Origin of the sequence: Vibrio sp. J2-3(2022), from assembly GCF_021725735.1 — a bacterium.
GTDB lineage: Bacteria > Pseudomonadota > Gammaproteobacteria > Enterobacterales > Vibrionaceae > Vibrio > Vibrio diabolicus.
Window position 1 is genome coordinate 268,670 of sequence record NZ_JAKKCK010000005.1, and the last position, 12,162, is coordinate 280,831.

Here is a 12,162-nt window from a genome sequence, read left to right on the forward strand (position 1 = left end):
GCAAGATAATGCTGAATATCACCGATAAAAAAGTGGAAGAAAAAATCCCCGCATGGCTGCGATTAGGCTTTCGGCCGTTTTTTCTGTTTGGGTCGATTTACGCCATTGTTGCGATCGCGTTGTGGGTGTGGATGTTCCAGAGCGGACAGCCAAACGCATTAGCTGTACCGGCATTATGGTGGCACGTACATGAAATGTTGTTCGGCTTTTCGATGGCGATTGTGGTTGGTTTTGTACTGACCGCGGTACAAAACTGGACTGGCATTAATGGTACCAAGCATTACACGCTTTTGGTCTTATTTGGCTTATGGCTCGCGCCCCGAATATTGCTTTGGACGCCAGCGCCGTTATGGTTAACCAGCAGCATTGAAGCGGTATTTTTGTTGTTTGTTGCCTATGAGGTAGGCATTCGTGTTTATCGAGCCAAAGGTTGGCGTAATCTGTTTTTTGTGCCGCTGTTTCTTTTGGCCATTTTTGCGAACTTTGCAAGCTACGCAACAATAAAAGGCATGCCGCCGTTTAGCTCTTCTGCTGTATGGCAGGCGATGTTGTGGTGGTTTACGTTGTTGCTGTCGGTCATGGGCGGGCGTGTGATTCCATTCTTTACTGCGCGTCGATTTAATTTCGAAAAAGCGCAACCATTGGCTTGGTTAGAGTGGTTCGCGAACTTGCCGTTGGTAATGCTATTTGTGCTGAGCTTTTTCCCTGTGACGTTTGCAGAACTAGGTAATCCGTTGATGCTGTTTGCAGGAGTTGCTCAGTTGGTGCGTTTTGTTCGCTGGAAACCTTGGTTAACCCTGAGCGAGCCTTTAGTGTGGTCGCTGCATGCTGCGTATTTGTGTTTGCCACTAAGCTTAATTTTGCGAGGCATTTGGGGAGATGCATTTGCCAGCCATAACCTGATTCACCTGTTTGCGATAGGTGCATTAGGCGGCTTGATTTTAGCGATGATCGCACGCGTGACGATGGGACATACTGGTCGCATGATCTACAAAGGTCCGAACATGAGCCTTGCGTTTGCGGCGATTACCGCGGCAGCTTTGGTTCGCAGTTTTGCCGTGATATTTGATCCTGCCAATATGATGCTGTGGATTAACATCAGTGGCGGATTGTGGATTGTCGCATTTGGCCTGTTTGTTTGGCGCTTTGGCGTGATGCTTATTACCCCTCGCGTTGATGGTCATCCCGGATAGGGCGCTAATGTGAGTAGAGAAAGAGGAGCCGCGCGCTCCTCTTTTGATTTTTGTTCTTTATAGGATTAGCGCTTATTCGTCTTCGTCGTCCGTTTTATTCGTGAGCCCCAAGCGTTTGAATAGCCACCACTCTAGAGCAAAGATGACAATTAAAGCGATACAGAACCAGGTGAACGCCATGGCGGATTCCACGCCTGGCATACCGCCAATGTTGATGCCAAGCAAACCTGTTAGGAAGCTGGTTGGCAAGAAAATAGTCGCCACCAAGGTAAATAGATAACTGTTTTTATTAGTTTTCTCGTCACGATGATGTTTGATTTCTTCTTGAAAGAGTGCGACTTCTCCAAGATAAAACTCAAGTGTTTCATTTATGCGCGTAATATTATTGTGGGCGAAGCGATATTGATGGGGCCTTAAAGCCACCAACTCGGACTCTGATTCAACGAGATCACGAATAGCATATTGCTGAGGGCGAATAAAACGTTTGATGGAGATAAGCGCTTTTTGAGTCGCCATATGCTTGTACGTCGATTCATCATTCACATCAAACTGGTTTAACGTCTCTTCAATCGTATCGAGGTAAACGTCTATTTTGCTATTTAATCCTTCAATAATCTGATGAAGTAAACCAGCAAGGCTTTTCGGACCTTTGTGTTCCGCCAATGCTTGACGAATTTCCATGATGGCACGCGATGGGATCTTACGTGTTGAAATCAGTGCGCCTTGAAAATAGAGAATTCGAATACTGAGCATGTCTTCTGGTGAAGCATCGCCATTCATATTAACGCCTCGTAAAATCAACATGAAGTTCTCGTCATCAAAAGGGTGGAAAGACGGTCGGCTCTCGTCGGCTAACAGGTGATCAACAGTGGCACGTGGCACTTGGTTTTGTTCTAGCCAGCCCCGAATATCGGGATGCAGCCGCTCACAATGGTACCAATGTTTGGCTTGAATCTGCTCCGCCGTTGTGGATTGCTGAGTTGCTTCTGGGGTTGAAAAATCCCAATGTTCAATCATAAAACCCATTTTCTTTTCCTTGTCTGAGCCTTTCCCCAAATAATTTGGAAAGAGCCTGTTCTTCCACTGCATTATTTTCCGGGAAGTGCATCAGTGATAACGTTCTGAACCTAGCGCCATGAAGTGATTCAGGGGTAATTATTTAAATGAGTATGATTGCATTTAACGCTAAATGTCTATGAATAGTTGCTCTTATTTGTAATCAAGCGAAGCAAGCCAAAGTGTGGTGTAAAAACAGCAAAATAAAAAAGCCTGCAACGAGGCAGGCTTTCTAGTGGGGAGGGGAGGAGCAGTTAGCCAACTTGAGAAAGATTAACCACTTTCTGCTGTAGCTTTTCTTTTAAATAGTCCGATAAAGCCAGCTTTTCTTCGTCGTTCATGTACAGACCAAGCTTGGTACGACGCCACAAAATGTCTTCATCGGTCATTGCCATTTCATGGTTCATTAAGTAGTCGATCTCACGTTGGTAAACACCGCCGGCTTGCGATGAGAACGCGTGTCCAAGGTCAGCTTCGCTTGCTGTGCCTTCCATTAAGTTCCACGTTTGGGTACCAAATTGTGTCACGTAACGAAGAATCAATGCTTCTGGCGCCCAAGCGTATTTAGCATGAATTTGTTTAGCTAATTGTTCACGACTACAGCTGAAGTTACCACCAGGTAGGGTTTGATTTGCCGTCCAGTCGCTTCCCATCTCTGGTAGGAAAGGAGTCAGCTTTTTCATTGCCGCTTCACCCAGTTTACGGTAGGTCGTCAGCTTACCACCAAAGACAGAAAGCAGAGGTGCATGGTCGTATTCCGCATCGAGTTCTAGCGTGTAGTCTCGTGTGATCGCTTGCGGAGAGTCAGATTCATCGTCACATAAAGGACGAACACCGCTGTATGTCCAAACCACATCTTCGCGAGTCAACTGGTGGACAAAGTGTTGGTTTACGATGTCGATGAGGTAATCGACTTCGTCATCTGAGATCGCCACTTCGCGTGGATCACCTTTGTATTCCACATCTGTTGTACCAATGATTGAGAACTTATCTAAGTAAGGAATCATAAATACGATGCGGTTGTCTTTGTTTTGAAGAATGTAGGCTTGCGGTTCGTTGTGGATACGAGGAACAACGATGTGCGAGCCTTTGATTAAGCGAATGTTACGAGGAGAGGCTTGCTCTAATCCATCATCAAAGAACTGTTTTACCCAAGGGCCAGCTGCGTTTACTAGTGCTTTTGCTTTGCGTTCGAAACGTTGGTCTGTCATCACGTCATGAATCGTGACATGCCAGATACCACCTTCACGGTGTGCTTTTTCTACGCGGCAGTAGTTACGTACTTCTGCATGGTTTTCACGAGCAGCCAGAACGTTAAGTAATACTAAACGCGCGTCATCAACCCAACAGTCAGAGTATTCGAAACCGGTTTTCATTTCTGGTTTTAGCAAGCCCGATTTCGCTAAGTTAACGGTTTTGCTGCCTGGTAGAGTCGTACGTTTACCCAAGTTATCGTAAAGGAATAGGCCACAGCGAATCATCCAAGCTGGACGTAGGAATGGGCGATGAGGCAAACGGAAACGCATTGGTAGGGCAACGTGAGGCGCTTTGCGAAGAATAACTTCACGCTCTGCGAGCGCTTCCGAAACCAAACGAAACTCGTAGTGTTCAAGGTAGCGTAAACCGCCGTGGATCAGTTTAGAACTTGCCGAAGAAGTAGCGGACGCAAAGTCACTTGCTTCGTATAAGCCAACACTCAAACCGCGGCCAGCTGCGTCTGCCGCAATACCAGCCCCGTTAATGCCGCCACCAATTACGATCAAGTCTAAGGTAGTGGATGAGCTAGTAGTGGAAGCATTTTTTTGTATACTCATAAATTTGACCTCTTGGTGAGCGAACGAGCATTTTAGAACATGATCTAATCCTAGCTTAGGTTTCGTTTGTGATCATCTATTATTTTCGTTTGTGAGCGTTTTGTGTGATTTAGGCACAAAAAAACCTCTGCCTAATTAAGACAGAGGTCATTTGAGAGGCAAATTAATGATTGAAACTACTCGTTTTCGAAGTTTGTCTCGTTCGCTTCAACGACTTCAAGTGGAATTGAAGCTTCTTTTAAAATCGACAAGATTTCTTCTGGTGGCTGCTTGTTGGTAAAGATCATGTTGAGCTGAGCGATATTGCCTAGCTTCACCATGGCATTGCGCCCGAACTTGGTGTGGTCGACGGCAAGAAATACACTGCGGCTGTTGTCGATGATCGCTTGTTTGACTCTTACTTCGTGATAATCAAAATCCAGCAGTGAACCATCAAAGTCGATACCACTGATGCCAAGAATGCCAAAGTCGAGACGGAACTGTTTAACGAAGTCGAGAGTGGCTTCTCCAACAATGCCGCCATCGCGACTTCGAACTTCACCGCCAGCTAAGATGACTTTGATCTCTGGGTTGGGGAAGAGAATGGTTGCCACGTTGATATTGTTGGTAACCACGCGTAGCTGTTTATGGTTTTTATTGAGCGCTCGCGCAACCGCTTCTGGTGTGGTGCCGATATCAATAAATAGAGTCGCGCCATCAGGAATGTGCTTGACCACCTCGTCTGCAATGACATCTTTTTCATTGAAGTTGAGCGCTTTACGCGTGTTGTAAGATGTGTTTTCAGAACTGAGAGGGATGGTTGCACCACCGTGATAACGACGAATTTTGTTGTCGTCGGCGAGTTCATTAAGATCGCGTCGGATGGTTTGTGGGCTGACATTGAATCTTTCTACCAACTCATCCGTGCTGACATAGCCTTGTTTTTTCACCAACTCAACAATCTGTTGGTGTCGAGGTATTTGCTTCACTTACCACTCCCTTGTGCATTGGTAACGGCCAATGCTTCAAATTCGAAGCTCTATTGTGCTCGAATTTGCGCGTTGTGAGAAGTAAGCGAGTTCAGGAATCAGGGGCAAAGCGCAAAAAAGAGCGCACAAATGGCGCTCTTTTTTCGTATGGAGGTGAGATTAATCTTCTTCGTCGTGAAGCTCAGACCAGGTTTGCGCACATTTCACTGCGCGTTTCCAACCCTTGTAACGACGATTGCGCTTTTCTTCATCATCGTGCGGCTCAAACGTGCGATCAAGCACCGCTTTATTTTGCAACTCGTCAATGCTGTCCCAGTAACCCACGGCAAGGCCTGCAAGGTAGGCAGCACCAAGAGCCGTCACTTCTGTTACTTGAGGGCGGTGTACTTCTGTATTCAATACATCGGATTGGAACTGCATTAGGAAGTTGTTCGCTACCGCTCCGCCATCGACGCGAAGATTCGCAAGTTTAATACCTGAGTCGGCTTGCATCGCATCCAGTACGTCACGAGTTTGGTAAGCGATACCTTCCAAAGTCGCACGGATAATGTGGTTTGAGTTCACGCCGCGAGTAAGGCCGACAATCGTGCCACGTGCGTAGGCATCCCAGTATGGTGCGCCTAAACCAGTAAAGGCAGGCACGACATAAACGCCGTTTGAGGTATCCACTTTGGTTGCGAAGTATTCAGAGTCTTCTGCACCGTTTAGGATTTTTAATTCATCACGTAGCCATTGGATAGAAGCACCACCCATGAATACGGCACCTTCAAGTGCATAAGCAGGCTCACCTTTCGGACCACAAGCCAAAGTTGTCAGTAGGCCGTGCGTCGAAGTGACTTTTTCTTGGCCCGTATTCATTAGCAAGAAACAACCCGTGCCGTAAGTGTTTTTCGCCTGACCCGCTTCAACACACATTTGGCCGTAAAGCGCAGCTTGTTGGTCACCAGCAATACCAGAAATAGGAATACGAGTACCGCCTTTACCACCAATGTTGGTCTTACCGTAAACTTCCGATGAACGTTTTACTTCTGGCATCATAGATGCTGGGATACCAAGCTCATCTAACATTTTCTGATCCCAACATAGATCGTTGATGTTAAATAGCATGGTACGCGATGCGTTAGTGTAGTCGGTCACGTGAACGCGGCCTTGAGTCATCTTCCAAACTAACCAAGTATCGACGGTACCGAACAACAGCTTGCCTGCTTCTGCGTCTTCGCGCGCGCCTTCAACGTTGTCCAGAATCCATTTCACTTTAGTGCCAGAGAAGTAAGGGTCAAGCACCAAACCTGTGTTGTCACGTACGTAGTTTTCTAGACCACGCGCTTTTAAATCTTCACAGATGTCAGCAGTACGGCGACATTGCCATACGATCGCATTGTAAACGGGTTTGCCTGTTTCTTTATTCCAGACGATGGTGGTTTCACGCTGGTTAGTAATACCGATAGCCGCCAATTGGTCGCTACGGATGCCAGACTTAGCTAGAGCTTCTACCAACGTAGAGCTTTGTGTTGCCCAGATTTCCATTGGGTCATGTTCTACCCAACCTGCCTCTGGATAAATCTGAGTAAATTCGCGCTGTGCGACGCTTACGATGTTCGCGTCATGATCAAGAATTACTGCGCGAGAGCTTGTCGTACCTTGGTCTAGGGCAACAATGTATTTTTGCTCAGTCATGGTAAGAATCCTTTTGTTTCGTTATTTATATTTTAGTAAATGTTCGAGTTGCGTCAGTTTTAAGCTCTAGCTTCTTCTGTTTCTTCTTCCGTCTCACATTGGTTTGGAATTGTACAGCCGTGGCCTTGTTGTGGAAGGTAAGCCGCAATCGCTTTTGGATACAACCAACCACCAAAACACGCGCCTGCAATCGGAGCAAGTAAAGGCACGATAAAGTAAGGAATGTCTTTAGCACCTGTCAGAGCGTAATCCCAGCCTGCGAAGTAAGCGAACAGTTTCGGTCCAAAGTCGCGCGCAGGGTTCATCGCGAAGCCAGTTAGTGGACCAAGAGAACCACCGATCACGGCAATCAAAATACCGATTAACAGCGGGTTCATTGCACCTCGTGCAGCGCCGTTATTTTCATCGCCCAAAGCCAAAATCGCAAACATCAGCACGGCAGTGATAACGAATTCCACAGCAAAAGCGCCAAAGAAAGAGAGGGAAGCATGTGGATAGGTTGAGAAGATACCAGCGGTTGCTAGTGCATCTTGGCTACTGCGGACGAAGTTATGTGCGATTTCGTAGTCGGTGAAAAGGTTGCTGTATAAGCTGTAAACCAACGCAGCAGAGCAGAATGCGCCAAGCATTTGGGCGATGATGTATGGCACCACTTTCGCCTTATCAAAACCATGGAACATAGCGAGTGCGATGGTTACCGCTGGGTTGATGTGCGCGCCTGAAACGCCGGCTGTACAGTAAATAGCGATGGCGACACCTAGGCCCCATACAATACTGATTTCCCATTGTCCAAATGATGCGCCTGTTAGAACTAAGGCTGCGACACAGCCTACGCCGAAGAAGATAAGTAGTCCTGTACCGATAAACTCGGCCAAACATTCTCCGAGCAGAGAGGGGTGTTTGTTCGTTGTCATGTTAAAAGTCCTTTGATCATTTTTGCCTGTCTAGCACGATACTATTGTGCACATATAAACGTTTGCGAAAACAAACGCGCGTTAAAAATGAGCGTTTGAGCATAAAATTGTTAATCAAAGTCTTCGTTTTTGTTAAATGGCGCATCTTTTAATCGAAAAAGAAAACAACGAAAAGAATTTCTTTACTACGAAGTGTGTTTGGGAAGCGCTCAAATTACCGATGTGAAAAAGAATGCACAACTGGTAAGAGGAGTTTTGTGAAGCTGCTACGTGCTTGGGGATTTATTACTCAGATTTTGCGTAGTAATTAACCCTAAAGAGGTAAGGCGAGGTCAAGTACATCAAGGACTAGCGGTGATATAAGAAAATGCGTTGCTATGTTTATATCTCGAGAGGAACTTGTTATCCAAATTAGTGTTAATTATGAAAGTGGAGAGGAAAATAAACGCGGTTTATGTCTTGTGTTCGTGAATCACTGTCCAGGTTTGAGTTCAGATAACATTAGTTTTGTTATTTCGTTTGATACTAAGCGCGAACATTTTTCATCTTTTTAGTTATTTAGTGGTTTCGCGTAACAAGGATGGATGTGAAACACCCTTTTTACGGTTAATTTGTGTTCTTATTCGAGCCTTTGTTTCATTGGTTTCGAATTGGAATGCTCAAATGAGAGGTTGAAACATCAGTTTCATATTAACTAATTATGAGTAAAGTTGAACGATGGTCTAATTAATGCGCTCTAATTTACTGTATTTACTTATATTTAATTCATGTGCAACATTTGTCACAGAAATAAAATCCTAACTCAATACAATTCATGAACTTTCGAACGAAGATTTTTTTGTTTCGTTCGCTCCTTTTGTGTTTTTTACCATCGCATACAAAATAATGAGGTTCCTATGTTTGGAATATTCAAACCTAAGGCGCACATTGATCGTCTGTCCCCTGGCAGTATCGATAGCACCTACTCTCGCCTCCGTTGGCAACTCTTTATCGGTATATTTGTTGGCTACGCCGGTTACTATTTGGTTCGTAAAAACTTCAGTTTGGCGATGCCTTATCTTATCGAGCAAGGCTTTAGCCGCGGTGACTTAGGTGTCGCGCTGGCAGCTGTTTCCATTGCATATGGTCTCTCTAAATTTCTAATGGGCAGCGTTTCTGACCGCTCCAACCCTCGCTATTTCCTTAGTGGCGGCCTACTGATGTCTGCATTAGTGATGTTTTGCTTTGGCTTTATGCCATGGGCGACTGGCAGCGTCACTGCGATGTTCATTTTGCTTTTCTTGAACGGTTGGTTCCAAGGCATGGGGTGGCCCGCATGTGGACGAACCATGGTGCACTGGTGGTCACGTAAAGAGCGTGGTGAGATCGTTTCGGTTTGGAACGTGGCACACAACGTGGGTGGCGGTTTGATTGGTCCACTATTTATTCTTGGCCTGTGGGCATTTAACGATGATTGGCGCACTGCATTTTATGTTCCTGCATTTTTCGCCACGTTGGTTGCTGTGTTTGTTTGGATGACGGTTCGCGATACGCCTCAATCTTGTGGTTTGCCACCGATCGAAGAGTATAAAGACGATTATCCTGATGACTATGACAAGTCGCACGAACAAGAAATGACAGCCAAGGAAATCTTCTTTAAGTATGTATTCAACAACAAGCTGCTTTGGTCGATTGCAATTGCAAACGCATTTGTTTACCTAATTCGCTACGGCGTACTGGACTGGGCACCTGTTTACCTAAAAGAAGCGAAGGATTTCTCGGTAGATAAATCGTCATGGGCTTACTTCTTATACGAATGGGCCGGCATTCCAGGCACATTATTGTGTGGTTGGATTTCAGACAAATTGTTCAAAGGTCGTCGTGCACCTGCTGGCATCTTATTTATGGTGTTAGTGACCGTTGCAGTGATGGTTTACTGGTTTAACCCTGCTGGTAACCCAATGGTGGACATGATGGCGCTGATTGCAATTGGCTTCCTAATCTATGGTCCGGTTATGCTGATTGGCTTGTACGCACTTGAACTCGCTCCGAAGAAAGCCGCTGGTACTGCTGCTGGTCTTACTGGTTTATTTGGATACTTAGGTGGTGCAGTTGCCGCAAACGCGATTCTGGGCTACACGGTAGACCACTTTGGCTGGGATGGTGGCTTTATCATCTTAGTGGGTTCTTGTATTACTTCTATTGTGTGTTTGATGTACGCCTTCTTAGGTGAGCGTGCGCACCACGAGCAAAAAGAGCGCGAAAAGGAAGCGCTAGCGTAATATTTATTTAAAGAGGCAGTGGAATACTGCCTCTTCGCTTTATCAAGGAAATAACAATGAAAACAAAGTCAGTATGTCTTACTTTTTTAGCACTTAGCCTCTCTGCTGGTGCGATTGCGAAACCGCTTGTAATTGCACACCGTGGCGCATCGGGTTACTTGCCTGAGCACACGCTAGAAGCCAAAGCGCTTGCTTACGCAATGAAACCTGACTACATAGAGCAAGATGTGGTAATGACGAAAGACGACCAGTTGGTCGTATTGCATGACCATTACTTGGATCGCGTAACGGATGTTGCGGAGCGTTTTCCTGATCGTGCACGCAAAGACGGCCGTTATTACGCGATTGATTTCACTCTGGCGGAAATCAAATCGCTACGAGTTACCGAAGGGTTCAACATCGATGAGAAAGGCAACAAAGTAGCGGGCTATCCAACCCGATTCCCTATGTGGAAATCTGATTTCACCGTGCCGACGTTTGCTGAAGAGATTGAGCTGATCCAAGGCTTAAACAAAACGCTGGGTTATGACATCGGTATTTACCCAGAAATTAAAGCGCCTTGGTTCCATCGTCATGAAGGTAAGGACATTTCTAAAGCAGTACTTAAAGTCTTGAAGCAGTACGGTTACGGCTCGCAAGACGACAAAGTCTACCTTCAGTGTTTTGATGCGAACGAACTGCAACGCATTAACAGTGAGTTGATGCCCGCAATGGACATGGATTTAAAGCTCGTTCAGCTCATGGCTTACACCGATTGGAACGAAACTATGGTGTACAAAGGCGATACAGCAACGCCATACAGCTATGATTGGATGTTCGAAGCCGACGGCATGAAGAAAGTGGCGAGTTACGCCGAAGGAATTGGACCTTGGAAGCCGATGCTGGTGGATGATAAGTCAACCAAAGACAACATCATCATTAAGCCGTTGATGAAGGCTGCAAAAGACGCTGGTTTACAAGTTCACCCATACACGTTCCGTGCCGATCCAGGACGTATTCCTGCGTACACGGATAGCTTTGAAGGCATGATGGATGTGTACTACAACCAAGTGAAAGTGGATGGTTTGTTTACTGATTTCCCAGATAAAGCGGTCAGCTTTTTAAATCAGTAATCAGCACTCACGCATTTTGCTTTTAGCTAAAAAATCCCCCAACAGTTTTCTGCTGGGGGATTTTTCTTAACTATTTATTAGTTGTTTTTATGCAGTTCGCTGTTCAGTTCAACTGCGCTCTTGTTTGCAAGACACTCGATTTGACCAGTTACAGAGTTACGACGGAACAGTAGGTCAGAAACACCAGCAAGGTCGCGTGCTTTCACCACTTCGACTTCTTGACCTTCAGAATCTAGCATGAGTACTTTAGAGCCAGCGGTTACGTACAGACCTGATTCGATAGTACAACGGTCACCCATTGGGAAGCCAAGACCTGCGTTTGCGCCTAGTAGAGAGTTTTCACCGATGGAAACCACCACTTTACCACCGCCAGATAGCGTACCCATGATCGATGCACCGCCACCGATGTCTGAACCGTTACCAACAACCACACCCGCAGAGATACGACCTTCAACCATGCTCACGCCAGTAGTACCAGCGTTGAAGTTGATGAAGCCTTCGTGCATAACGGTTGTGCCTTCGCCAACGTGTGCGCCAAGACGTACGCGAGAAGTGTCTGCGATACGAACGCCAGTTGGTACCACGTAGTCCACCATTTTAGGGAACTTGTCTACGCAATCTACGCTTAGCGTACGGCCAGCTAGGCGAGCTTCGATTTGACGCTCAGCCAGCTCAGGTAGGTCGATTGGGCCTTCGTTAGTCCATGCGATGTTGTGTAGTAGACCGAAGATGCCATCCAGTACTGTACCGTGTGGCTTAACTAGACGGTTAGAGATAAGTTGAAGTTTTAGGAAGCCTTCAGCAACAGATTGTGGCTGTTCATCCGTAGCTAGAATAACCAGTACAAGCGGCTGTGCTGATTCTGCTGCTTTGGTTGCGAAAGATGCGTTTGCTGCATCGCCGTTTGCTTCGAAAGCCGCCGCAAGTTCTGCGCTTTGTGCTGCAGAGATCTCGATAGCTTGGTTGCCTTGTTCGTAACCTGCTACTGCTGCTAGTGCGTTAACAAGTGCGTCGCTTGGGTTAAGAACTGGGTTTGGAAAAAACGCTTCAATGATTTTGCCATCGCGGTTTTTAGTCGCTGTACCAAAGGCTAGAGAAAAGAAAGCCATAGTTGATCTCCATGTGTTGAGTCTTGTGTCTCGTCTGTTCACTGACAAGAAATAATTA

General features: G+C 46.1%; 9 protein-coding genes. 3 read left to right on the plus strand and 6 right to left on the minus strand.

The features are described 5' to 3' along the window. Positions 1 to 8: 8 nt before the first annotated feature. Positions 9 to 1,193, plus strand: a complete 1,185-nt coding sequence (locus tag L3V27_RS18445; RefSeq protein ID WP_237312477.1) for an NnrS family protein — start codon at positions 9 to 11, stop codon at positions 1,191 to 1,193. 72 nt (positions 1,194 to 1,265) lie between these two features. Here L3V27_RS18445 and L3V27_RS18450 read toward each other — a convergent pair whose 3' ends face one another. From L3V27_RS18450 to L3V27_RS18470, 5 genes are all read right to left on the minus strand, one after another. Further along, entirely contained in the window at positions 1,266 to 2,219 is a 954-nt protein-coding gene (locus tag L3V27_RS18450) for a CorA family divalent cation transporter (RefSeq protein ID WP_237312479.1), read from the minus strand. A 284-nt stretch (positions 2,220 to 2,503) separates the two neighbouring features. Beyond that, positions 2,504 to 4,063: a glycerol-3-phosphate dehydrogenase gene (gene glpD, locus L3V27_RS18455; RefSeq protein WP_237312480.1), complete on the minus strand. Its 1,560-nt coding sequence runs from the start codon at positions 4,061 to 4,063 to the stop codon at positions 2,504 to 2,506. Between the two features lie 176 nt (positions 4,064 to 4,239). Next, positions 4,240 to 5,031, minus strand: a complete 792-nt coding sequence (locus tag L3V27_RS18460) for a DeoR/GlpR family transcriptional regulator (RefSeq protein ID WP_006742414.1) — start codon at positions 5,029 to 5,031, stop codon at positions 4,240 to 4,242. Positions 5,032 to 5,190: 159 nt separating this feature from the next. Further along, positions 5,191 to 6,708: a glycerol kinase GlpK gene (gene glpK / locus L3V27_RS18465; protein ID WP_006742415.1), complete on the minus strand. Its 1,518-nt coding sequence runs from the start codon at positions 6,706 to 6,708 to the stop codon at positions 5,191 to 5,193. A gap of 59 nt (positions 6,709 to 6,767) precedes the next feature. After that, entirely contained in the window at positions 6,768 to 7,622 is an 855-nt protein-coding gene (locus L3V27_RS18470; RefSeq protein ID WP_046875005.1) for an MIP/aquaporin family protein, read from the minus strand. An 896-nt stretch (positions 7,623 to 8,518) separates the two neighbouring features. On the opposite strand from L3V27_RS18470, the gene glpT reads away from it, so the two are divergent. Both glpT and glpQ read left to right on the plus strand, forming a co-directional pair. Next, positions 8,519 to 9,883: a glycerol-3-phosphate transporter gene (gene glpT, locus L3V27_RS18475; RefSeq protein WP_006742417.1), complete on the plus strand. Its 1,365-nt coding sequence runs from the start codon at positions 8,519 to 8,521 to the stop codon at positions 9,881 to 9,883. Positions 9,884 to 9,939: 56 nt separating this feature from the next. Next, positions 9,940 to 10,995: a glycerophosphodiester phosphodiesterase gene (gene glpQ, locus L3V27_RS18480; protein ID WP_237312482.1), complete on the plus strand. Its 1,056-nt coding sequence runs from the start codon at positions 9,940 to 9,942 to the stop codon at positions 10,993 to 10,995. Between the two features lie 77 nt (positions 10,996 to 11,072). Here glpQ and dapD read toward each other — a convergent pair whose 3' ends face one another. Beyond that, positions 11,073 to 12,104 carry a 2,3,4,5-tetrahydropyridine-2,6-dicarboxylate N-succinyltransferase gene (gene dapD, locus L3V27_RS18485; protein WP_237284009.1) on the minus strand — a complete coding sequence of 344 codons (1,032 nt, stop codon included), beginning with the start codon at positions 12,102 to 12,104 and terminating at the stop codon, positions 11,073 to 11,075. Positions 12,105 to 12,162: the final 58 nt, after the last annotated feature.